24 protein-coding genes, 1 tRNA gene and 1 pseudogene are annotated in these 22,626 nt (G+C 60.0%); 12 read left to right on the top strand and 14 right to left on the bottom strand.

Annotation, left to right across the window (positions count from 1 at the left end):
* Positions 1-44 precede the first annotated feature (44 nt).
* The gene (locus BT199_RS00195; RefSeq protein ID WP_072433649.1) at positions 45-968 is read right to left on the bottom strand and encodes a LysR family transcriptional regulator; all 924 of its coding nucleotides are present in this window, start codon (positions 966-968) and stop codon (positions 45-47) included.
* A 107-nt stretch (positions 969-1,075) separates the two neighbouring features.
* On the opposite strand from BT199_RS00195, the gene BT199_RS00190 reads away from it, so the two are divergent.
* The gene (locus BT199_RS00190; protein ID WP_014719510.1) at positions 1,076-1,822 is read left to right on the top strand and encodes a 3-oxoacyl-ACP reductase family protein; all 747 of its coding nucleotides are present in this window, start codon (positions 1,076-1,078) and stop codon (positions 1,820-1,822) included.
* 126 nt (positions 1,823-1,948) lie between these two features.
* Here the strand turns inward: BT199_RS00190 and BT199_RS00185 are convergent, their stop codons facing one another.
* Positions 1,949-2,635 (bottom strand): HAD-IA family hydrolase, encoded by a 687-nt coding sequence (locus tag BT199_RS00185; protein ID WP_019820575.1) that lies wholly within the window; start codon positions 2,633-2,635, stop codon positions 1,949-1,951.
* 224 nt (positions 2,636-2,859) lie between these two features.
* On the opposite strand from BT199_RS00185, the pseudogene BT199_RS00180 reads away from it, so the two are divergent.
* The 3 genes and pseudogenes from BT199_RS00180 to BT199_RS00170 form a co-directional block, all read left to right on the top strand.
* Positions 2,860-3,111 (top strand): annotated as a pseudogene (locus BT199_RS00180) (type II toxin-antitoxin system RelE/ParE family toxin); the annotation flags it as partial.
* The gene (locus tag BT199_RS00175; RefSeq protein WP_014719512.1) at positions 3,095-3,421 is read left to right on the top strand and encodes a helix-turn-helix domain-containing protein; all 327 of its coding nucleotides are present in this window, start codon (positions 3,095-3,097) and stop codon (positions 3,419-3,421) included. The pseudogene BT199_RS00180 and the gene BT199_RS00175, both read left to right, overlap by 17 nt.
* 51 nt (positions 3,422-3,472) lie before the next feature.
* A complete protein-coding gene (locus BT199_RS00170; protein ID WP_019820579.1) occupies positions 3,473-3,829 on the top strand; it encodes a DUF2784 domain-containing protein in 357 nt (118 codons plus the stop codon).
* Here the strand turns inward: BT199_RS00170 and BT199_RS00165 are convergent.
* Positions 3,816-4,784: an NAD-dependent epimerase/dehydratase family protein gene (locus tag BT199_RS00165; protein WP_014719514.1), complete on the bottom strand. Its 969-nt coding sequence runs from the start codon at positions 4,782-4,784 to the stop codon at positions 3,816-3,818. The two genes, BT199_RS00170 and BT199_RS00165, sit on opposite strands and share 14 nt — an antisense overlap.
* Before the next feature lie 94 nt (positions 4,785-4,878).
* Between BT199_RS00165 and BT199_RS00160 the strand changes: the two genes are divergently transcribed.
* From BT199_RS00160 to BT199_RS00145, 4 genes are all read left to right on the top strand, one after another.
* Entirely contained in the window at positions 4,879-5,763 is an 885-nt protein-coding gene (locus BT199_RS00160; protein WP_014719515.1) for a LysR family transcriptional regulator, read from the top strand.
* A gap of 53 nt (positions 5,764-5,816) precedes the next feature.
* Positions 5,817-6,395: a DUF4337 domain-containing protein gene (locus BT199_RS00155; RefSeq protein WP_003193347.1), complete on the top strand. Its 579-nt coding sequence runs from the start codon at positions 5,817-5,819 to the stop codon at positions 6,393-6,395.
* A gap of 184 nt (positions 6,396-6,579) precedes the next feature.
* Complete coding sequence (locus BT199_RS00150; protein WP_054897205.1) at positions 6,580-6,915, top strand: hypothetical protein; 336 nt, start codon at positions 6,580-6,582, stop codon at positions 6,913-6,915.
* 69 nt (positions 6,916-6,984) lie between these two features.
* Positions 6,985-8,025: a DMT family transporter gene (locus BT199_RS00145; protein WP_072433648.1), complete on the top strand. Its 1,041-nt coding sequence runs from the start codon at positions 6,985-6,987 to the stop codon at positions 8,023-8,025.
* A gap of 148 nt (positions 8,026-8,173) precedes the next feature.
* On the opposite strand, the gene BT199_RS00140 is transcribed toward BT199_RS00145, so the two are convergent.
* A tRNA-Ser gene (locus BT199_RS00140) sits at positions 8,174-8,263 on the bottom strand.
* Positions 8,264-8,584: 321 nt separating this feature from the next.
* On the opposite strand from BT199_RS00140, the gene BT199_RS00135 reads away from it, so the two are divergent.
* The 3 genes from BT199_RS00135 to BT199_RS00125 all read left to right on the top strand — a co-directional run bounded on the left by BT199_RS00135 (position 8,585) and on the right by BT199_RS00125 (position 11,332).
* Positions 8,585-9,277 (top strand): crotonase/enoyl-CoA hydratase family protein, encoded by a 693-nt coding sequence (locus BT199_RS00135; RefSeq protein WP_014719521.1) that lies wholly within the window; start codon positions 8,585-8,587, stop codon positions 9,275-9,277.
* A 213-nt stretch (positions 9,278-9,490) separates the two neighbouring features.
* Positions 9,491-10,213 (top strand): 1-acylglycerol-3-phosphate O-acyltransferase, encoded by a 723-nt coding sequence (locus BT199_RS00130; RefSeq protein ID WP_014719522.1) that lies wholly within the window; start codon positions 9,491-9,493, stop codon positions 10,211-10,213.
* A gap of 147 nt (positions 10,214-10,360) precedes the next feature.
* The gene (locus tag BT199_RS00125; protein ID WP_003193449.1) at positions 10,361-11,332 is read left to right on the top strand and encodes a magnesium and cobalt transport protein CorA; all 972 of its coding nucleotides are present in this window, start codon (positions 10,361-10,363) and stop codon (positions 11,330-11,332) included.
* On the opposite strand, the gene BT199_RS00120 is transcribed toward BT199_RS00125, so the two are convergent.
* The 3 genes from BT199_RS00120 to BT199_RS00110 all read right to left on the bottom strand — a co-directional run bounded on the left by BT199_RS00120 (position 11,329) and on the right by BT199_RS00110 (position 15,627).
* Positions 11,329-12,054: an amidotransferase gene (locus BT199_RS00120; RefSeq protein WP_014719523.1), complete on the bottom strand. Its 726-nt coding sequence runs from the start codon at positions 12,052-12,054 to the stop codon at positions 11,329-11,331. The genes BT199_RS00125 and BT199_RS00120 overlap by 4 nt on opposite strands.
* 206 nt (positions 12,055-12,260) lie before the next feature.
* Positions 12,261-14,405 (bottom strand): 3-hydroxyacyl-CoA dehydrogenase NAD-binding domain-containing protein, encoded by a 2,145-nt coding sequence (locus tag BT199_RS00115; protein ID WP_072433647.1) that lies wholly within the window; start codon positions 14,403-14,405, stop codon positions 12,261-12,263.
* Between the two features lie 16 nt (positions 14,406-14,421).
* Positions 14,422-15,627: an acetyl-CoA C-acetyltransferase gene (locus tag BT199_RS00110; RefSeq protein WP_072433646.1), complete on the bottom strand. Its 1,206-nt coding sequence runs from the start codon at positions 15,625-15,627 to the stop codon at positions 14,422-14,424.
* A 647-nt stretch (positions 15,628-16,274) separates the two neighbouring features.
* Here BT199_RS00110 and BT199_RS00105 point away from each other — a divergent pair.
* Complete coding sequence (locus BT199_RS00105) at positions 16,275-17,075, top strand: c-type cytochrome (protein ID WP_072434102.1); 801 nt, start codon at positions 16,275-16,277, stop codon at positions 17,073-17,075.
* A 165-nt stretch (positions 17,076-17,240) separates the two neighbouring features.
* Here the strand turns inward: BT199_RS00105 and BT199_RS00100 are convergent, their stop codons facing one another.
* The 7 genes from BT199_RS00100 to BT199_RS00070 form a co-directional block, all read right to left on the bottom strand.
* Positions 17,241-18,023, bottom strand: a complete 783-nt coding sequence (locus tag BT199_RS00100) for a transglutaminase family protein (RefSeq protein WP_019820589.1) — start codon at positions 18,021-18,023, stop codon at positions 17,241-17,243.
* On the bottom strand, positions 18,020-18,970 hold the full coding sequence (locus BT199_RS00095; RefSeq protein ID WP_072433645.1) for an alpha-E domain-containing protein: 951 nt from the start codon (positions 18,968-18,970) through the stop codon (positions 18,020-18,022). Before BT199_RS00095 ends, BT199_RS00100 begins: the two co-directional genes overlap by 4 nt.
* 4 nt (positions 18,971-18,974) lie before the next feature.
* A complete protein-coding gene (locus tag BT199_RS00090; RefSeq protein ID WP_014719529.1) occupies positions 18,975-20,384 on the bottom strand; it encodes a circularly permuted type 2 ATP-grasp protein in 1,410 nt (469 codons plus the stop codon).
* Positions 20,385-20,812: 428 nt separating this feature from the next.
* Complete coding sequence (locus BT199_RS00085; protein WP_003193463.1) at positions 20,813-21,154, bottom strand: ribonuclease E inhibitor RraB; 342 nt, start codon at positions 21,152-21,154, stop codon at positions 20,813-20,815.
* Between the two features lie 213 nt (positions 21,155-21,367).
* A complete protein-coding gene (locus tag BT199_RS00080) occupies positions 21,368-21,604 on the bottom strand; it encodes a hypothetical protein (RefSeq protein WP_072433644.1) in 237 nt (78 codons plus the stop codon).
* 103 nt (positions 21,605-21,707) lie between these two features.
* A complete protein-coding gene (locus BT199_RS00075) occupies positions 21,708-22,313 on the bottom strand; it encodes an START domain-containing protein (protein WP_060767362.1) in 606 nt (201 codons plus the stop codon).
* Positions 22,314-22,354: 41 nt separating this feature from the next.
* Positions 22,355-22,609, bottom strand: coding sequence for a YkgJ family cysteine cluster protein (locus BT199_RS00070; RefSeq protein ID WP_072433643.1), 255 nt, complete (start codon positions 22,607-22,609; stop codon positions 22,355-22,357).
* Between the last annotated feature and the right edge of the window lie 17 nt (positions 22,610-22,626).

Here is a 22,626-nt window from a genome sequence, read left to right as displayed (position 1 = left end):
GCCGGGCTTGCCCGCGATGGCCACGACTCGAGGTAAGGCCCTGCTCAGATAGCACTGAACCGTTGAGCCAGTTTCTGCTCGGCGAACTGCTCAATGATGAAATCCACAAACGCCCGCGTCTTGCCCGGCAACAATTTATGCTCGGCGTAGTAGATGGAAATATTGCCGTCGTCCACATACCAGTCGGGTAACACCCGCACCAACGCACCGCTGTCCAGGAACGGCACGGCCATTGGCATGCTCACCAGCGCGATGCCAAGGCCTTGGGCACTGGCGCAGCAGGCGGCTTCGGAGTCGCTCATGGTCATGGCTGGCTTCAGTACCAGTGGGCTGTGCTCGCGCTCACGGTGGGTCAGTTGCCATGAACGCACCCGGCCAGTCTGCGGCGAGCGAATCAAGATGCCAAGGCAGTGCGACAGGTCATCGGGCGCCAGCACCGGCAGGCGGCGCGCCAGGTAATCCGGCGACGCCACCAGCACCCGGTGCGCCGGGGTCAACTTGCGCGCCACCACGCCTTGGGGCAGCTCAAACCCGCCGCCAATGGCCGCATCGAAGCCTTGCCCGATCAGGTCGACCTGGCGGTTATCGAAATGCCAGTCCGGGCTGATATCCGGACAGCGCCGCATAAATTCGCCCAACAACGGCACCACATACCGATTGCCGAACACTGGCCCCATGCTGACCTTGAGCGTGCCCACCGGCCGCCCTTCGGCACTGGCCAGGTTGGCGACCGCATTCTGAATGGTGGTGAGGCTGCCGCTGACTTCCGCCAGGAACACCTTGCCGGCTTCGGTCAGCACCAGACGCCGAGTGCTGCGCTGGAACAGCCGCACCCCGAGGCGCGCCTCCAACTTGGCGACGCTTTTACCCACCGCTGCGGGAGTGAGGCTCAGGTGCCGTGCAGCCTCGGCAAAGCTGCCACCCTCGGCGCTGCGCACAAAGCATTCGATACTGCCAAAGCTTTCCATATCGCTCCACTCTAAACTTTTGGTTTACACAGACTATAGCAACCACGGGCTACCGAGCAGCGCGGGCGAGGTCGATACTCGCTCCATCAACTACCTCGGAGATCGACATGACCACACATAACCTCACCGGCAAAGTCGCCTTGATTCAAGGCGGTTCCCGCGGCATTGGCGCCGCCATCGTCAAGCGCCTCGCCGCCCAGGGGGCAGCGGTTGCCTTTACCTACGTCAGCTCGGCCGCCAAGGCTGAAACACTGCAGAACGAGGTGATCGGCGCAGGGGGGCAGGCTCTGGCGATTCACGCCGACAGCGCCGATGCCACGGCGATTCGCGCGGCGGTCAACGCCACGGTCGAGGCGTTTGGACGCCTGGATATCCTGGTGAATAACGCTGGCGTGCTGGCCATCGCGCCGCTGGACGAATTCAAGCTGGAAGACTTCGACCAGACCTTGGCGATCAATGTGCGCAGCGTGTTTATCGCCACCCAGGAAGCCGCCAAGCACATGGGCGAAGGTGGCCGCGTGATCAATATCGGCAGCACCAACGCCGAACGCATGCCCTTTGGCGGTGGCGGGCCCTACGCCATGAGCAAGGCGGCGCTGGTGGGGTTGACCAAGGGATTGGCGCGGGACCTGGGGCCACGGGGCATCACCATTAACAACGTGCAGCCTGGGCCGGTGGACACCGATATGAACCCGGCGAACAGTGATTTTGCCGAAAGCCTGATCGGGTTGATGGCGGTAGGACGGTATGGGCATGTGGAGGAGATTGCCAGTTTTGTGGCGTATCTGGCCGGGCCGGAAGCGGGCTACATCACCGGCGCCAGCCTGACCATCGATGGTGGTTTCAGCGCCTGACTTTGCAAAACTGCACACCAAATGTGGGAGCGGGCTTGCCCGCGAAGGCGTGTGTCAGTGCGACATCTGTCACTGCACTACCGCTTTCGCAGGCAAGCCAGCTCCCACACTTTTGACCGCGCGGGGTCAGGCCATGGGGGGCAAGCCGTAGGCGGCCAAATCAAAGTCGGCGAGCTTGCGAATAATCTGGTCAGCATGCTGGTACTTGCTGTCAGCCATCGCCTCATCGGGCACCGCAATAGCGGTCATGTGCGCAGCCTTCGCCGCCGTCACGCCGAACGGCGAATCTTCGAACACCAGACAATCCTCAGGCGCTACACCCAACCGGCGCGCGGCGGTGAGGAAGATATCCGGCGCGGGCTTGGCAGCGCCTACTTCCGGGTCGTCAGCGGTGACGATGGTGTCGAACAGGCCAAACCATTCACGGTGCAGGGTGGTCTTGTGGCCAAACGAGTTACGCGATGAACTGGTGCCCACCGCAATCGGAATATTGTGCGCCTTCAAGTGCCGCACCAACGCCTCGGCACCGGGCATACCCAAGGCCTTGGGAAAGCGCTCGCTCATCAGCGGTTCGCGTATTTCCAGAAACTCGGCGGGCGTGATCGGCAGGTCCAGGGCCTTGACCACGTAATCGGCCAAATCCTGGGCACCCCGCCCGATGATGTGCTGCTTGATGCCCCAGTCGTAGGTACGACCATAGCGTTCGGCAATGATCTGCGTGACTTCGGTGTAGATGCCTTCGGTATCCAGCAACAACCCGTCCATATCGAAAATCACGGCTTTGATCGGGACAGCGGTACGCGGTGCATTCATCACAACACAACCTTGGGGCGAGGACTAAAAGGATTCAGCACAATAACGGCCCTCGTTGCCTGCAAGCAACCTTCGTGGGCCTTCCGTTGATTCATACCACGCAACAGTTTTACCCGTCGGCGCTGACGGCGGCCGTCTAGGGTTTGAGAGGAAAACGTCATGACCCGTTGACGCGGATCTGAAAATACCGATTGCAAACCTTATAAAAGACTTATTAACCTCCCATGAATTCAATCCAATGGACGCGAAAAGCCGTCAAACAATTGCTTCGGTTGCATTCGTATCATCAGCAACAGGTACGCGATGCCGTGTCCGCTCTTGAACACATGCCCGATGCAATCAACGTCAAGGCACTGGTTAACCATCCTCACAGCTATCGCTTGCGGGTAGGTCATTACCGGGTCCTTTTCGACTGGGACGGCAGCATCCAGGTCGTCAGCATCCAAGAGGTTAAAAAACGTGACGAGCGAACCTACTGCCGTACAGATCATCCACAATACGCAGGGCGAGCCAGCCTATGTGGTGATTCCCTATGAACACTATGTGGCGCAGCAAAACGATCCAAACCTGATCCCCCATGCGGTAGTCAGCCGCCTGGTGGATGGCGCAACACCTATTCGCGCGTGGCGCGAGCACCTGAGCCTGACCCAGGAAGAAGTCGCCAAACGCCTGGGTATTTCACAATCGGCATTTGCCCAGCAGGAAGCGGTCAGCAAACCCCGCCGCACCACGCGGGAAAAGATAGCCAAAGCGTTCGGTATCAATGCCAGTCAACTGGAGCTATAACGGCGCGCTGCAAAAATTCACGTACCCCTTCACCTCACATCGAGCTCAAACATGCTCTACCGCCTAGCCGCCGACGGCCTCGTGCTGTTCCACCTGGCCTTTATCCTGTTCGTGCTGTTCGGCGGCCTGCTCACCCTGAAGTGGCCCAGGGTAATGTGGCTGCACCTGCCCGCCGTTGCCTGGGGCATCGCGGTGGAGGTGCTGCACCTGCCCTGCCCCCTTACACGTTGGGAAAACCTGTTTCGCCACTTGGCCGGGCAGGATGGTTATGGCGGTGGGTTTATAGAGCACTACATCCTGACGCTGATCTACCCCGCCGGGCTGACTGCGAATACTCAATTAGTGCTGGGGGCCGTGGTGGTGGTGGTCAACCTCGCCGTGTATGCACGCCTGATCAAACGCAAGTAGGCAGGCAACCCAGGCCAACCAGGGTGGCCTCCACCGCCTGTTCCAGCGGTGTGTGGGGCTCATGGCCGAGCGTCGCGAGCAGGCGCTGGTTATCCAGGCGCAACGGTGTTTGCCACAGGTAGCGCATCTCCTGCATCTCACGCACGGTGACGACAAAAGGCGCCGCCCAGTTCAACAACCACCAGGGAAACGCGCCGACCCTGGGTTGCTGGCCCGTCCTGCGCAGCACCACACGCTGGATCGTCTTAGCCATCTGCGTACCGTCTGCATCCATGTACCCAGCCATATGAAAGCAGGCGAAGGCGCCAAGACTGGCACGACGCTCAATCAACTCAAGCATTGTACGCGCTACGTCCGGCAGATAAGCCCATTGATGGGCCACGCCGTAATCGCCTGGGTAGCGGATGGTGTGCACCGGTTTGCCGGGTTTGACCAAGCCTTGGGCAAACCAGTTATTGGCCACCCTGGCGCCGAAAAAATCCCCAGCGCGCACAATCACCACCCGGGCGCCCTGAGTGGAAGCGGCTCGCAAGCGCTGCTCCATCTGCACACGGATCGCGCCCTTGCGAGTCAGCGGGTGCTGGGGTGAGTCTTCGTGCAGCACAGGGAATGCATCCGGCCCGAAGTTGTAGACCGTGCCGGGCAGCACGACTGTCGCGCCTTCGCAGATGGCCGCCGCAATGGAGTTGTCGATCATCGGCAACACCCACTCGGCCCATTTGCGATAACCCGGCGGATTGACGCCGTGCACGATTACCGCGCAGCCCCGGGCGGCCGCGATCACGTCGTCGCGATTCAGGGCATCGCCTTTTAGCCACGTAAAAACAGGATTTTGGCTGCGAGCCTTGATCAGATCCCGAGTCAACGCCCGCACCTCCCAGCCCGCCGCGCTCAACTGCCGCGCCACTTCGCCACCAATGCCACCGGTTGCACCCAAAACCAGAACCTTGCTCATCACCCTCTCCCACTGTTGGTTGATGAGGGTATGTTGGATGCGGAACAGCTATAGAGAAATTGCCCAAGAGTATCGAGCCGCTATACATTTATGTATGGCTACGAATATCGGTTGGGAGCTTTACCGGTCATTTCTCGGTGTACTCAAGGAAGGATCGCTTTCGGGGGCCGCACGGCAGCTCGGCATCACCCAACCCACGGTAGGGCGGCACATCGCCGCTCTGGAAACGGCGCTGGGCGTCGTGTTGTTCACCCGCTCGCCCTCAGGCTTATTACCCACTACGGTCGCCCACACACTGCGGGCGCATGCAGAAACCATGGCGCGTACCGCCGCCGCCCTTGAACGCGCCGCCTCGTCCCAAGGCGATGAGGTGCGCGGCGTGGTACGAGTATCGGCCAGTGAAGTGGTGGGTGTGGAGGTACTGCCGCCGATCATCACGCAATTGCGCCGGGAACACCCGCACCTGAAGGTGGAACTGGTGCTGACCAACCGCTTGAGCGACCTGCTGCAGCTGGAAGCCGACATTGCCGTGCGCATGGTGCGCCCCAGCCAGGAGCAGCTGCTGGCGCGGCGTATCGGCCTGATCGAAGTCGGCCTGCATGCCCGTGACGATTACCTGCAGCAACACGGCATCCCCCAACACATGCACGACCTGGCCGGCCACTCCGTCATCGGCTTTGATCAAGCCACTGCATTTATCCGCAGCCTGGCAATCAAGGGTTTTGAGCGCAACGCCTTCGCCATCAGTAGCGACAGCGACCTGGCGCAACTGGCAATGATCCGCGCCGGTGCCGGCATCGGTGGGTGCCAGGTACAACTGGCCCAGCGCGACCCACGTCTGCGCCGAGTGCTGCCTGACGGCTTCGCGTTTAAAATGGACACTTGGGTCAGCATGCACGAAGACCTGCGCAACAGCCCACGCTGCCGGGTGACATTCGATGCACTGGTGGCAGGTTTGCAGCGTTACGTACAGGCTTGAGACAGCTGCGCTGGTGAACAATCAGCGCACCTCAATCCGTTCGCGGTCGCCCCATGTCCGAAGCCTTCGAAGTTCCCAGCCCCCACGAAAAACACCTTGAACACACCACCGAGCATGCTCACGGCCGCGGCGATAGCTTTGCCAGTCGTATCGCCGTGATGACCGCGATCATGGCGACCGTCGGTGCCATGCTCAGCTATCAGGCCGGCTCCAGCGAAAGTGAAGCTGCGATGGACAAGAACAACGCCGCCATCATCAAGACCGAAGCCGCTAACCAGTGGAACTACTACCAGGCCAAATCCAGCCGCCAGAACCTGGCAGAACTGGCCAGCCATATTCCCGGCGTGGATGCGGCGCATTACCAGGCGGAGATCGAGCGCTACAAGCGCCAGAAGGAAGAAGTGCGTAAACAGGCCGAAACGCTTGAGGCCACTTCACGGGACTGGGACCACAAATCCGAGGAAGCGCTGCACCAGCACCATCGCTGGGCCCAGGCGATGACGGCGATTCAGATCGCGATTTCATTGGCGGCGATTACCCTGCTCACGCGCAAGGAATGGCTCAAACGCATGTCGTACACCGCCGGCGGGGTGGCGGTGATGTTGGGTGGCCTGGCGTGGCTGCATCTCTGACACGCCGAAGAATAAATGTGGGCGCTGTCGAGCCCCAACCAGGCTGCAATGGGATCACCGCGCAGTACCCGCCAGACTGCGACCCAGCCTCGCTGATTGATTTCAATCTGCCAACTGAGCGCTTAGAGTGTCGCCCCCCCCCCCCCGAGAATTGAATCTCGAGATTGAACCTATGGAGTTATGAGTGAAATACGTCAGTAAAGTCGTTGCAGCAGCCGTACTTAGTTTCACCCTGGCAGGTTGCACCGGCACCGCCATGAAAACCCAGCAATACGACGCCAGCCAATACACCGTCCTCGGCCACAGCGAAGCCAGCGCCACCGGCATCATGCTGCTGGGCGTCATCCCCATCGGCCAGAACAACCGCTTCGTACGCGCCCAGGATGCAGCCATCAAGGCCAAGGGCGGCGACGCGTTGATCAACACACAAGTGCAGGAAAAGTGGTTCTGGGCTTGGGTATTGAACGGTTACACCACCAAAATCTCCGGTGATGTGATCAAGCTGAAAACCGCGCAATAAAGTACGAAATTGCCAGGGCGCTGACCCCGGCAAGCGACGTATCATGGGCCTGACTTTCGAGGATGGCCCATGAACCTCAGCATCATTTACGCCCTCGCGGCCGCCGCCCTGTTCGGCGCCAGCACCCCGCTCGCCAAAAGTCTTGGCCTGGGCCTCTCGCCCATCCTGCTCGCCGGCCTGCTCTACCTCGGCAGCGGCATTGGCCTTGCCGGTGTGCGCTTGATCCGTGATCGCGGCTGGAAACCTACCGGGCTAACCCCATCGGAATGGCCCTGGCTACTTGGCGCCATCGCCTTCGGCGGCCTCCTCGGCCCCGTTGCATTGATGTTCGGCCTGACCCACACCACCAGCGCCAGCGCCTCCCTGATGCTCAACCTTGAGTCGGTACTGACCGCCGTGATCGCCTGGGTCGTGTTCCGCGAAAACGCCGACCGACGCATCGTCCTCGGCATGCTTGCCATTGTGTTGGGCGGCGTGGTGTTGTCGTGGTCCGGTGCTGACAGCAGACATCAGGACTGGACCGGACCGCTCGCCGTTGCGCTGGCGTGTTTGTGCTGGGGCATTGATAACAACCTGACGCGCAAGGTGTCGGCGTCTGACGCGCTCTTTATCGCTGGGGCCAAGGGCTTGATTGCGGGGTTGGTGAATTGCAGCCTGGCGCTTTACCTGGGGGCGCAGATTCCGGGCGTGGCGCAACTGGCGCCGATTCTACTGGTGGGTTTCCTCGGCTATGGCATCAGCCTGGTGATGTTCGTGCTGGCCCTCCGCGGACTGGGCAGCGCGCGCACCGGCGCTTACTTCTCCACGGCACCCTTTCTCGGTGCTGCAGTGGCGTTGCTGGTATTTGGCGAGTCGGTGACCGCGGCCTTCTGGATTGCCTCGGCACTGATGGCAGTAGGCGTGTGGCTGCACCTGACGGAGCGGCATGCCCATGAGCATGTGCATGAGGCAACGCAACATGGGCACTGGCATGTGCATGATGAGCATCATCAACATGAGCATGGGTTTGAGTGGGACTCGAAGGTGCCTCATAGCCATGAGCATGCACATGGAGTGATGAGGCATAGCCATGCGCACTTTCCGGATGTGCATCATCGGCATAGGCATTGAGGGCGGGCTTAGGCATAGGGTGTGACGTCATGGGGCCGCAGACTGAAAGGCCAGACAACTGAGCTGATAAAAGTTGTACCTTTCAAACCCCAGAAATCACAAAACCCCTGGGTTCTTTCGAAACCAGGGGTTTTGTTTACATCGAATTTGGCGGTGAAGGAGAGATTCGAACTCTCGATACAATTTCTTGTATACACACTTTCCAGGCGTGCTCCTTAAGCCACTCGGACACTTCACCGTATCTCGTCAAACCAGTTCAGTCTGTCGAGGCGCGCTAATGTAGTCGAAAGCCTTTCTGATGGCAAAGGTTTTTTTCAGAATTTTCATGCGCTTAGACGGTTATGCCATTCCCCTCCCGGCGAGGGGTGGTGATTGTGCCATTCTCAGGCATCGGCGGCACGCGTCTGGAGCGCTTGCTGCGCCCTGCTCCGGGGCGTCTACCCTTGGGGATGCAGGAAAAGCCTGACTGGGTAGTCAGTCACGGCGCTTTACCCGCGCGGGCGTGGTGAGTAACGTCTGCTCATCTATCTCTATAACAAGCCCTACAAGGAACCGCGTCATGAGTGAGTTGATTGCCTACCACTTCGAAGACGGTATCGCGACCCTGACCCTGAGCAACGGCAAGGTGAATGCCATTTCTCCGGCGGTGGTCAGTGAGTTTAATGCGGCGCTGGATCAGGCCGAGAAGGATCGGGCGGTGGTGATCATCACGGGCACGCCGGGGATTTTGTCGGGTGGTTATGATTTGAAGGTGATGACCGCCGGCCCTAAAGAGGCAATCAGCCTGGTGACCTCGGGTTCGACCCTGGCGCGGCGGATGTTGGCGCATCCGTTCCCGGTGATCGTGGCCTGCCCTGGCCATGCGGTGGCCAAAGGCGCGTTCCTGTTGTTGTCGGCCGATTATCGGATTGGCGTCGAAGGCCCGTTCAGCATTGGTCTGAATGAAGTGGCGATTGGCATGACCATGCACCATGCCGGTATCGAGTTGGCGCGGGATCGCCTGCGTAAGTCGGCGTTTCAGCGTTCGGTGATCAATGCCGAGATGTTTGATCCGCAAGGCGCCCTGCACGCCGGTTTCCTCGACAAGGTGGTGGCACCCGAAGAACTGCACGCCGCCGCACTGGAAGCGGCGCGGCAGCTGAAGAAGATCAATATGAACGCCCACAAGCACACCAAGTTGAAAGTGCGCCGTGCACTGCTCGAAGCCCTGGACGATGCAATCATCCAGGATCAGGGCCATAGCCTGAGCTAAGCCCTACCCCTGCTGTGCCTGAGCCCGACCTTGAGTCGGGCTTTTTCTTACCTAGTAAGTGTGAAACGTCCGTAGCCGCTCTAGCTAGCCGTTATCGGCCAATGTGGAAACATGCGCTTAAACATCGGCTATCTCCTACGTCTGTAGGGGCAATTGCCGAATACAGTGCACATCCGTACACTGCGCCACCTTTTGTCCCGATGGGCCGTGTCGATGCTTTTTCTGTTGCGTATGTTGTTGATGAGCCTGCATTTTATGATCGCTGGCGTGCTGGGTGTGCTGGTCGGTGTGTGCAGGCCGTTCAACCCGGACAACAGCCGTCTCTGCGCTCGCCTCTATGCGTTGCCGGCCATGCGGATCCTGGGCTTGAACGTGAAGGCCGACGTCGACTCGCTGCGCAACAAGCCCGGTACCTGCGTGGTGATCGCCAACCATCAGTCCAATTACGATTTGTTTGTGTTCGGCAATGTAGTGCCGCACCGCACGGTCTGCATCGCCAAGAAAAGCCTGAAATGGGTGCCGCTGTTCGGCCAGCTGTTCTGGCTGGCGGGCAATGTGCTGATTGACCGTGGCAATGCGCACAAGGCCCGGCGGGCGATGCTGACCACCACGCATACCTTGCAGCATGAGGACACGTCAATCTGGGTGTTCCCGGAAGGTACGCGCAACCTGGGCAAAGGGTTGTTGCCGTTCAAGAAAGGCGCATTCCATATGGCGATTGCGGCCGGTGTGCCTATCGTGCAGGTGTGTGTCAGCAATTACGTGACGCAGATGAAGCTCAATCGCTGGAACAGCGGTGAGTTGCTGATACGGTCGTTGCCGCCGATTCCTACCTGTGGGTTAACGGTGGATGACATCCCTCAGTTGCTGCTGACGTGTCAGACGCAGATGGATGAGTGCATTGCACAGATGGATCGCGAACTGCAACGCGCGTAGGCGCCCGCTTAGGGAGACGCGGAGCGTCACGGGCAGCATTCCCACGCAGAGCGTGGGAACGATCAGTGATATCAGCCAGCAACAACGGAACGCCATTCAGGCTAAGCTGCCCAACATCTGTCCTCTTGATAAGAAGTGATCAGCACCATGGGTAGAGTTGTTGCGGCTGCCGTCTACAGCGCCGGTAAGAAAGTCTCGGATATCACTCTCGATGAAGGCGCGGCCTGGGCCGCCAAACCTGGGCACTTTGTGTGGATCGGCCTGGAAGAACCCAGCGCCCAGGAACTGAACAACCTGCAACGCCAGTTCAACCTGCACGAGCTGGCGATTGAAGACGCCATGGAAAAACACAGCCGCCCGAAGCTGGAAACCTTCGGCGACGCGCTGTTTATCGTCACCTACTCACCGGTGCGCGAGAACGGCAAGCTGGAGTTTATCGAAACCCATATTTTTGCCGGCAACGGCTACATCATAACCGCACGCAACGGTCACTCGGCGTCCTACGGCTTTGTGCGCCAACGCTGTGAGGCGCGCCCGTTGTTGCTGGAGCATGGGGAAGATTTCGTACTCTATGCGTTGCTGGATTTTGTCACTGAAAACTACCAGCCGGTGAGCGAGGCGATCCACGCCGAGATTGATGAGTTGGAGCGTAACGTGCTGTGCAGTTCGCTCAACGAGCGCGATATCCAGCACCTCCACGGCCTGCGCCGCGATGTGTTACGGCTCAAGCGGCACGTGGCGCCAATGGTGGAGATCAGCCAGGAGTTGCAGAAGCTGAGCTTCCCGTTTATCGACAAGAACATGCGCCCGTATTTCCGTGATGTGCAAATCCACGTGACGCGGCAAATGGAAGACCTCACCACCCTGCGCGACATTGCCAGCCAGACCATCGAGATCGGTGTGTTGCTGGAGGCGTCGCGCCAGAGCGTGGTGCAGCGCAAGTTCGCCGCGTGGGCGGCGATCCTGGCGTTCCCCACGGCGGTGGCGGGGATTTACGGGATGAACTTCCAGAACATGCCCGAGCTGCAATGGCACTACGGCTATTTTGCGGTGCTCGGTTTTATTACCTTGGGCTGTACCGGTTTATGGGCAAGTTTCAAGCGTTCGGGATGGCTTTAAGCCTTGGCTTCAGGCTGGTGCGCGACAAAGCGCATCATCCACTCCGCCACGGTCACGCCGTGGTGGTCGCGCTCCAGGCTGGCCACGCCGTTGCTGTAGACCTTTTCACCCAGGGTTGTCTGAAGTATTTCCAGCAACTCACGGGAATAGTCGTGAACAAACTCCGGATGGCCCTGGAAGCACAGCACTTGGTCGCCAATGTGATACGCGGCAAACGGGCAGAATTCGCTCGAGGCGATCACGGTGGCATTTTCTGGCAAGGTGGTGACTTGGTCCTGGTGGCTGATCAATAGCGTCAGCTCCGGCACCTCGGGGCTCATCCATGGCGTCTTGGCATCCAGCTTGTAAGCGTGGGTGCCCATGCCCCAGCCCTGGCTGGCACGTTCGGCCTTGCCGCCCAAGAGCAGCGCGAGCAACTGATGGCCGAAGCACACGCCCAGCAGCTTGTCGCCGCGCTCATAACGCGTGAGCAGGTAGGTCTTGAGCGTCTGGATCCAGGGGTCGGTACCGAACGAATCAGCCTTGCTGCCGGTGATCAGGTACGCGTCAAACACTTCGTCATCCGGTGGGTACTCGCCCTGCACCACGTTGTAGACCACAAACTCGGCGGCAATCGGTTGCTTGGCGAACAGGCGCTTGAACATCTGCCCATAGCCTTGGTACTCATCGATCAAAGCGGGGCGCAGAATATCGGTTTCCAGGATGCAGACGCGTAGCGACATAAAAAATACCTGACACGGCGATGGGAATATTGCACACCCCAGAGCCTGCCTTGAAATACACCTTCAAAGCAAGCCCTCAATGGGCGCCCACACTCACTGGAGGAGCGAGCTTGCTCGCGAAGAACGTCAACGATAACGCAGGTATCCTGGATAAAAGCGTTGCCTGTGCGTTTTTCGCGAGCAAGCTCGCTCCTACAGTGAAACGTCTAAAACCGCTCGCCTTTTGCGGCTTTTTCCAACAACAACGTCGGCGGCGAGAAGCGCTCCCCATACTGCTCTGCCAGGTAGCGGGCGCGGGCGATGAAGTCGTTCAGCCCGTACTGGTTGATAAACTGCAACGCGCCGCCACTCCACGCGGCAAAGCCGATGCCGAAGATTGAACCAACGTTGGCATCCGCCGTGGACATCAACACGCCCTCCTCCACACAGCGCACGGTTTCGATGGCTTGGATAAACAACAAGCGGTCGCGCACGTCCTGAGGTGAGATTTGCTCGTCGGGCTGTTCAAACCGGGTTTTCAGCTCAGGCCACAGGTGCTTCTGGCCGCCAGCGGGATAGTCGTAAAAACCACCGCCGGCCGCCTTGCCCGTGCGCTTGTATTCGTTCACCAACAGATCAATCACCGCCGTCGCCGGATGGTTCGGCATGGCCTTGCCTTCGGCCTGCAGGTCCTTGGCCGTTTGCTGTCGGATATGGCTCATCAGGCTGAGGGACACTTCATCGGACACCGCCAACGGCCCCACCGGCATGCCGGCCTTGCGCGCTTCGGTCTCGATCATCGGCGCGGCCACGCCTTCGCCGAGCATGGCGATGCCTTCGTTGGTAAAGGTGCCGAATACCCGCGAGGTGAAAAAGCCGCGACTGTCGTTGACCACAATCGGGGTTTTCTTGATTTGCAGTACGAAGTCAAACCCTCGGGCCAGGGTTTCGTCGCTGGTGCGCGCACCTTTGATGATTTCCACCAGGGGCATCTTGTCCACGGGGCTGAAGAAGTGCAAGCCGATGAACTTGGCTTGATCGGGCACCGCCGTGGCCAGGCCGCCGATGGGCAAGGTGGAGGTGTTGGAGGCGATCACCGCGTCGGCCCCCACCACACTTTGCGCCGCGGCCGAGACCTTGGCCTTGAGTGCGCGGTCTTCGAATACGGCCTCGATGATCAGGTCGCAGCCGGCCAGGCCGGCGTCATCCTGAGTAGGATGAATGCGCGCCAGGGTGGTTTCGCGCTGTTCGGCGGTCAATTGCCCACGGCTGACTTTCTTGTCCAGCAATGCGGCCGAATGGGCTTTGCCTTTTTCAGCGGCGGCCAGGGTGATGTCTTTGAGCACCACCTCGATACCCGCACAGGCACTGACATAGGCGATGCCCGCGCCCATCATCCCGGCGCCGAGCACACCGACTTTGCGCGTTACATAAGGCGCAAAGCCCTGCGGGCGCGAGCTGCCGGCGTTGATTTGGTTGAGCTGGAACCAGAAGGTGCCGATCATGTTTTTTGCCACTTGCCCGGTCACCAGTTCGGTGAAGTAGCGGGTTTCGATCAGGTGCGCGGTGTCGAAGTCCACCTGGGCGCCCTCGACCGCCGCACAGAGGATTTTCTCCGGCGCAGGGAAGCAGCCTTGGGTCTTGCTACGCAAAATCGATGGGGCAATGGCGAGCATTTGCGCGACTTTAGGGTGGGACGGCGTGCCGCCGGGAATCGCGTAGCCCTTGTTGTCCCAGGGTTGCCTGACCTGCGGATTAGCCAGAATCCAGGCACGGGCTTGAGCCAGCAATGCCTCGCGATCCGCCGCCAACTCATCAATCAAACCCGCCTGCAGGGCCTGGGCGGGCCGCACCTTTTTGCCTTCGAGCAAATACGGCAAGGCTTTTTCCAGGCCGAGCATGCGCACCATGCGCACCACGCCGCCGCCCCCTGGCAACAGGCCAAGGGTGACTTCCGGCAAGCCCAGTTGCACGGACTTGTCGTCCAGCGCGACCCGGTGATGGCAGGCCAGGCAAATTTCCCAACCGCCGCCCAGGGCCGCGCCATTGATCGCGGCCACCACCGGTTTGCCGAGGGTTTCCAGGCGGCGTAATTGCGCTTTCAATACCAAGACACTGTCGTAGAACGCCTTGGCGTGGGCTTTATCGACCTTGATCAGCTCATTGAGGTCGCCCCCGGCAAAAAAGGTCTTCTTGGCCGAGGTGATCACCACCCCGGCGATCTCGTCCTTTTCAGCTTCCAGGCGCGTGAGGGTGGCCGCCATGGCTTCACGGTAGGCGGCGTTCATGGTGTTGGCGCTCTGGCCGGGCATGTCGAGGGTCAGCACCACGATCTGGTCCTGGCCTTTTTCGTAACGAATGGCATCGGTCATGACAAATTCCTTAGGCTCAGAGACGTTCGATGATGGTGGCGATACCCATGCCACCGCCGACGCATAAAGTGGCCAGGCCGTAGCGTTGCTGGCGCGCCTCCAGCTCGTCGAGCAAGGTGCCGAGAATCGCGCAGCCGGTGGCGCCCAAGGGGTGGCCCATGGCGATGGAGCCGCCGTTGACATTGACCCGTGCGGCGTCGATGCCCATGTCCTTGATGAACTTGAGCACGACCGAAGCAAAGGCTTCGTTGACTTCGAACAGGTCGATGTCTTCAACCCGCAGGCCGGCTTTGGCCAGCGCCTTGCGAGTGGCCGGCGCGGGGCCGGTGAGCATGATCGTCGGGTCGGTACTGGTCACCGCCGTGGCGACAATACGCGCCCGCGGTTGCAGGCCCAGTTCACGGCCTTTGGCCTCGGAACCGATCAGCATCAACGCGGCGCCATCCACAATGCCGGAACTGTTGCCCGGCGTGTGCACATGGTGGATGCGCTCCACGTGGCTATAGACCCGCAACGCGGTGGCGTCGAAGCCCATCTGGCCCATCATTTCGAAGCTCGGCTTGAGCTTGCCCAAGCCCTCGAGGGTTGAGTCGCCGCGGATAAATTCGTCATGGTCCAGCAGCACGATGCCGTTCTGGTCGTGCACCGCGATTAGCGACTTATGGAAGGAACCGTCTGCCCGCGCCCTGGCTGCTTTCTGCTGGGACTGTAGGGCAAAGGCGTCGACATCCTGGCGCGTGAAGCCTTCCAGGGTGGCAATCAGGTCGGCGCCAATGCCTTGGGGCGTGAAGTGGCTGTGCATATTGGTTTGCGGGTCGAGTACCCAGGCGCCGCCATCGCTGCCCATGGGCACGCGGGACATGGACTCGACGCCGCCAACAACCACCAGGTCTTCGAAGCCGGAACGCACCTTCATCGCCCCCAGGTTCACCGCTTCCAGGCCCGACGCGCAGAAGCGATTGACCTGCACACCGGCCACACTGACATCCCAGTCGGCCACCAGCGCGGCGGTCTTGGCGATATCGGCGCCCTGGTCGCCAACGGGCGTGACGCAGCCCAGGACGATGTCATCCACTTGGCGGGTGTCGAGGTCGCTGCGCTGCGCCAGCGCCGTGAGCAAGCCAGCCACCAGGTTTACCGGCTTGACGCTGTGCAGGGCACCGTCGGCCTTGCCCTTACCCCGGGGCGTGCGTATCGCATCAAAAATCAAAGCTTGGGTCATGACATCCTCGAACCGCTGTGGGTGTGTGCTCCTACCTTAGGCCCGATTGACACGGTTTCAATGACGGATGCGCTCATTGCTTTTGACCCCCTCGCTCGGACGAACGGTAGGTTCCTACGGGAAATGCCTGATTAATCGTTTTAGCTGTCTAGCCCTAGGGCTGGCGCCCAGATGGCAATAAGCCTCATGCCGTTTTTAGCGCAAATACTTCTTAGCTGATATGAAATGAGTCTAAGCCAGAAAGAACGGGCGCTCTAAGGTTGAATCTGTAAGACGCTGCTGCCGGGTTTTGCTGGAGCAGCTGTAAGAAAAGTGCAACGTCACCTCGCGATACTGACTTCAACGGCACGCATTTGACGCTCAGGAATAACAACAAAAGAAAAGGCAGTCAGCCATGTTCAAACAATCGAAAGTACGTCAGGCGGGACTTATCCTGTTCGCCACCACCTTGATTCTGATCCTGCCCAATTTAACCAAGGTTATTGGGTGACACTCCCAACTTCCGTGCACACGCCGCACCAGGCCTGCAGCTTTTGGCAGCACCTGCCAGGACATTGCGCTTAGCGCTCCTGTTGCAGGGGCTGTCTTTTTACCTGCCGTTTTCCGTTATCGTGTGCGCCCTCACTCTCTCGCAACGGGCCTGTGCCTTGAAACCGATCCTCGCCCTTTTTGCCCTGCTGCTGAGCCTGCCCGCGGCGGCGGCACAGTTGACCATCGAGTTGGACCACAGCCAAAAGACCTGGCAGACCGCCGAGTTGCTCAAGCACCCCGACGCTCAGACGGTGCAGATCGTCGATGATGTGTCCTACAAGCGCACTATGACCTATCGTGCGGTGCCCCTGGCGGTGCTCTTACCGGGCCTTAAATCTGCGAACCACCTGCAAGCCGTTGCCCTTGATGGTTTTGCCGCTGAACTTGCCGCCGCGCCGTTACTGGAAAAAAACGGCGCCCGCGCCTGGCTGGCCGTGGAAGACCCGGCCCATCCATGGCCACCGCTGGCGCAGGGCAAGCCCAGCGCCGGGCCGTTCTATCTGGTCTGGACCAACCCTCAAGCCGGGCATATCAGCCCCGAACAGTGGCCGTTCCAGGTATCGAAATTCAAGCAGTTGCAGACGGTTGGCGAGCGTTTCCCGGCGTTATTGCCCGACCCGAAGCTGGCGGCGAACGCCCCGATCAACCAGGGCTTTGCGTTGTTCCAGAAGAACTGCCTGGCGTGCCATCGCCTCAATGGCGGCGGTGATGCCCAGATGGGGCCGGACCTGAATGTGCCCTACAACCCCACCGAGTATTTCAGCGGGGATTTCCTCAAGCGTTACATCCGCGACCCGCAAAGCCTGAGGCATTGGCCACAGGCGAAGATGCCGGCGTTTACAGCGAGTGTATTGCCAGACAATGAGTTGGATTTGCTGGTGGGGTATTTGCGGCATATGGCGGGCCGCAAGTTGTAGGAGCGAGCTTGCTCGCGAAAACCCTGAGAGCATCGATCGTTCCCACGCTCCGCGTGGGAACGCCTCTTGTGATGCTCTGCGTCACGCTTTGGGACGCGGAGCGTCCTCGGCTGCATTCCCACGCAGAGCGTGGGAACGATCAAAGCTCGCCCCTACCGTTATCGGTCATTGCTGCGGCGCCACGAATACCTTGGCATGCATCTGCTCATGCCCACCGCCACGGCGCATGCCCCGGACCGGGCAGGCGTCGAGGTAGTCCAGGCCCACGGCCAGCTTCAAGTGCCGCTCCGGCCGCGCCAGTTGGTTGGTCACGTCAAAGCTGTACCAGGCGTCATCCAGCCAGGCTTCGGCCCAGGCATGGCTGGCCAGGTGCGTGCTGTCTTCGGTATACAGATACCCCGACACATACCGCGCAGGGATCCCCAGGCTGCGTGCGCAGGCCAGGAACGCATGGGTGTGGTCCTGGCACACCCCTGCTGCACCTGCAAAGGCCTGGGCGGCGCAGGTATCGACGTCGGTCGCGCCGGGGGTGTAGACCATGGTGTGGTTAAGCGCGTGCATCAAGTCGATAAGCGCCGTGCGATCACGACGCTGATGGCAGTGTTGCTCGGCAAACCCGCGCAGGGCGTCGTCGGGCTCGGTGAGGCGAGTGGAGCGCAGGAACGGAAAGGCAGACTGACTTTCGTGTTCGGCCTCGCGCAATTCATCGATCTCCACCACGCCCCGGGCGCCGATGATGATGGCGTCGTGGGGTTCGTCCAGCGTGAGCACATGCAAGATATTGCCGAAGGGGTCCACCTGTGCCCGCACCGGGCGCGGCAGGTCGAGTTGCCAGCTCAGCACGTGTTGGCGCTCGCTGTCATGGGGCGTCAGGCGCAGGTACTGGATGCTGGCGCGCACCTGGTCTTCGTAGTGGTAGGTAGTGTCGTGGCTGATGGAGAGTCTCATGCCGCCTCCAGGTAGGAACTGTAGATGGCGTCGCCCAACTGGCGGACCAAGGGGATAAAGTCGGTCAGCCAGGCATGCAGGCCTTCTTCGAGGATTTCGTCGATGGCGGTAAAGCGCAGGCGCGCATCCATCTCGGCGGCCAGGCGCTGGGCCGGGCGGCCGTTGATGCCGGGCAGGCTGGCGAGGATCTGGTCGATCTCTTCGCTGCAAGCGCGCAGCGAACGCGGCACATCCGCGCGTAACAGCAGCAGCTCGGCCACTTGCCGAGCCCCCGGGGCATCGCGATAAATCTCGGTGTACGCCTCGAATGACGACAGTGCGCGCAGCAACGCACTCCATTGGTAATACGCGTGAGCCGTGCCATCGCTGACGACCGCCGCGTGTTCGCCGGCCATTTCGTAGCGGGCATCGAGCAAGCGCAGGGTGTTATCGGCGCGCTCGATAAAGGTGCCCAGGCGAATAAAGCGGAAGGCATCGTTGCGCATGATAGTGCCGTAAGTGGCGCCCCGAAACAGATGGGAGCGCTCCTTGACCCACTCACAAAACCGGCTCATGCCGTAATGGCTCAGGCCCTGCTGGGCGATATCGCGTATGTCCAGCCAAGTGGCATTGATGTTTTCCCACATGTCGGCGGTGATTCGCCCACGTACAGCGTGAGCGCTGGCCCGCGCCGCACCCAGACAGCTGTAGATGCTCGCCGGGTTGGCCGCGTCCAGGGCAAAAAAGTGCAGCAAGCGTTCAGCGTGCAAGGGGCCATGGCGCTCGTGGTAATCCTCCAGGGTGCCGGTGATCAACAGCGGCATGGCCAACTCGTGCAGGCCATCGCCGCGCCCGTCCTGGGGCATCAGCGACAGCGAATAGCTGACATCGAGCATGCGCGCGAGGTTTTTGGCGCGCTCCAGGTAGCGCGACATCCAGTACAAATCCGAGGCAGTTCTACTCAACATGGCATCAGCCCTCGACCACCCAGGTGTCCTTGGTTCCGCCGCCCTGGGACGAGTTGACCACCAGCGAGCCTTCGCGCAGCGCCACGCGGGTCAGGCCACCCGGTACCACGCGGGTCTCCTTGCCGGACAACACGAAAGGGCGCAGGTCTATGTGGCGCGGGGCGATGCCGTTCTCGACAAAAGTCGGGCAGGTAGACAAGCACAGGGTCGGCTGCGCGATATAAGCGTGTGGCTTGGCCTTGATACGTGCCCGGAACGCTTCGATTTCTGCCGTGGTAGACGCCGGTCCAACCAACATGCCGTAACCACCGGAACCCTGGGTTTCCTTGACCACCAGCTCGGGCAGGTTGGCCAGTACGTGGGACAATTCGTCAGGCTTACGGCATTGGAAGGTCGGAACGTTCTGCAGGATCGGCTCTTCGTCGAGGTAGAAGCGAATCATCTCGGTGACGAACGGATACACAGATTTGTCGTCCGCAACCCCGGTGCCAATGGCGTTGGCCAGCACCACATTGCCGCAACGGTAGGCGGCGAGCAGGCCGGGCACACCGAGCATGGAGTCCGGGTTGAAGGCCAGCGGGTCAAGGAACGCATCATCAAGGCGACGGTAGATCACATCGACAGCCTTGGGCCCGTCGGTGGTGCGCATGAACACACGCTCATCGCGCACGAACAAATCCGCACCTTCTACCAATTCCACACCCATTTCCCGAGCCAGGAAGGCATGTTCGAAGAACGCGCTATTGAAACGCCCGGGCGTCAGTACCACCACACTGGGGTTATCCAGGGGGCTGGCGCTTTTGAGGGTGTCGAGCAGCAGGTTGGGGTAATGGTCGATGGGCGCGATGCGCTGGGCCGCGAACAGCTCGGGGAACAGACGCATCATCATTTTGCGGTCTTCAAGCATGTAGCTGACACCGCTGGGCGTGCGCAGGTTGTCCTCGAGCACGTAGTACGTGCCGTCGCCATCGCGTACGAGGTCGACCCCGGAGATGTGCGAATAGATATCGCGGTGCAAATCCAGGCCCTGCATTGCCAACTGGTATTGCTCGTTGGCCAGTACCTGTTCGGCGGGGATGATGCCGGCCTTGATGATGCGTTGATCGTGGTACAGGTCGGCGAGGAACAGGTTCAGCGCCTTGACCCGCTGGATGCAGCCGCGCTCGACAATCCGCCATTCACTCGCTGGAATGCTGCGGGGGATGGTGTCGAAGGGGATCAGGCGCTCGGTGCCTTGTTCGTCCCCGTAGAGGGTGAAGGTGATACCGGCGCGGTGGAACAGCAAATCGGCTTCACGCCGGCGCTGGGCCAGCAGTTCGGCAGGGGTGTCGGCCAGCCAACGGGCGAACTCGCGATAATGGGGGCGAACCTGCCCTGCCCCATCGTACATTTCATCGTAATAAGTGCGGATCATGCCGTACTCCTTGTCACCCGGACGCAAGAACCTTCGCAAGGCCCGTGCCAGCGGCATAAACACTTAATAATCAACCAGTTGAATAATCCAAGCGCATTCCTCGCACCGTCCTGGTGCTCACAATGGCTTGGGTCACGTCGCGCGCCTCATTGCAATGCGGTCTTTGACTATCAACAGCATAGCCAGAGTTGATTTCACTGCCCGGCTGGCGCTGCGGATAATCACCTCCATTGGCTGAACAGGAGATGTCCTACAGCGAAACCTTTTGTGCAAGCGATATCGTGTTACTTCGTGTACTGATCTACTCCCTTGAGCTTCCCTTTCCGCCACCCTATCCGGGTGGCTTTTTTTTGCACGTAAAACGCCGTCCAAACAAAATCGGCCGACCCAAAGGTCAGCCGATACGCTGTGGTGCTCATAAATACCAACTACATGGGTAACCCACGCACCTCCTGCTTGACGCCCCATCCTTCGATGATCCCTCCCAGGGGCTCGACCACTGCTTCAAAGTCTTGCTCGAAATCTCCTATGCCGTCGTAGGTTGCGAACATGATTTTGCTCAGTTCCAGGTACCAGGCGCCATCGTCGCGCGCGCTGACCTGGGCATTGAGGGACTCCCCACGAAATCGACCCGCCGCCCTGCGCGCCCGTTCCTCATCCGGGAAAATGGCGTAGAACTCGATGGGGTGAAAACGCGAGAAGTCAAAGCCGCCTTCTTTCATGCGGCGCAGTACGTTGGTGCTGATGTCTTCTTGATAGGCTGTGCTCATGAAACGTCCTCCTCAAACCGATGGATAGACTTTCCGTGCTTCCTGAAGCCCCGCGCCCTGCTGGCGCGGGCACCACGGCATAACAACGCCGCAGGAAAACAAGCATGTAGCTGACAAGACCAGACCTTAGCGATTCATTCGCTGATCTCGATTGCAGAGTAGCGCGAAGCTATCACCTCCACCAGAGGTGCTCGTGTGGCGTGTGAAAAATGTTTAGACGGAGGGAGAAATATCGAGAATCTGGATACTGTTCTGGTCTTTGAGAATCTTGACCGTCGGCTCGGGTTTACGGCCATCCAGGTCATTGAGATCGAGTTCGGCAGCAATCGGCACCAGCTTCGCACGAATCATATGCGCAGCGTCTTCGAGGCTGGGCTTTTGTTCGCAGGTGAACTGCTGCACGGACTTTTCACCGTGATCATCAACGAAGGTAATTTGCCACGTTTGCATCGGTGCCTCCTCGATAAAACCCATAGGTGGGCTTACAAGTATCTGGACCTTGGCGGCGCGCAAAACGTTCCGCTCAAGCCCGGAGGCACCGGATCAACTGCACTTATTTTTCAGCGTGTTCTTTCAAGGCTTTCAAGGTATTGAACGGCGCTTCCACCACGAACTTGTTGGCCAGCCACGAAGGTACGCTGCCGCCTGGCTCGGTGTGTACCTGGTAGGTGACTTCGGTCTGGTTATCGCCCTTTGGCACCAGTTTCCAGAAACCGTCCACCTGGGCAACCCGCACGTAGCCTTTTGCTTCTGGCTTGTAGGTCGGCACACCTTCCAGTTTGCGCGTGACCGTGCCGTCAGCGGCTTTGGTGGTGGTGACGTGGATGTACGAGTCGCGGTCCGTCACGGGGAACGGGGCCTTGAACTGGGTGTAGGTCCAGGCCTCGTCACCTTTCTTATCGACGAGTTGCTGGGATTTGCATTCATGGATCCATGCGCAAGCACCGGCCACATCTTCCTGCAGCGCCTGGACCTTGGCCAAAGGCGCCTTGATCACCGTCACACCGCGATACGCCTTGTACTTGGAACCAGCAATCTCGCTCAGGGAGACTTTGATACCGTCTTCGTCCTTGGCGACTTGCCAATCCTCAGCCTGGGCAGTAGCCGCCAACAACAGCGTAAAACCGCACAGTACAGCCACTCGTTTCAGCGAACCCATCGTTGTATTCCTTATTGTTGAAGTTCCGATAGTAAAGCCCATCAAGCCGCCGTCATCTGTTCCCACCAACCGATCAGGCGAATGGCATCGGCCTGGTCATTGCCGCACACCTCAATATCGGCCTTGAAATCACTGCATACGGCTGGCCGCTGCGGTTGACCGAACAACTGGCACAGTTGTTCCACCGACAAGTGCACGCAGCGAACGCCAGCGGGCTTGCCATGGGGCATTCCCGGCAACGGTGAACTGATGGAGGGGGCAATGCAGCATGCGCCACAGCCTTCACGGCATTTCATGACCAGCAGGTCCTCGA

It is taken from the genome of Pseudomonas sp. NFR02, assembly GCF_900119375.1.
GTDB lineage: Bacteria > Pseudomonadota > Gammaproteobacteria > Pseudomonadales > Pseudomonadaceae > Aquipseudomonas > Aquipseudomonas paracarnis.
This window is presented reverse-complemented; position numbering and strand designations above follow the sequence as displayed.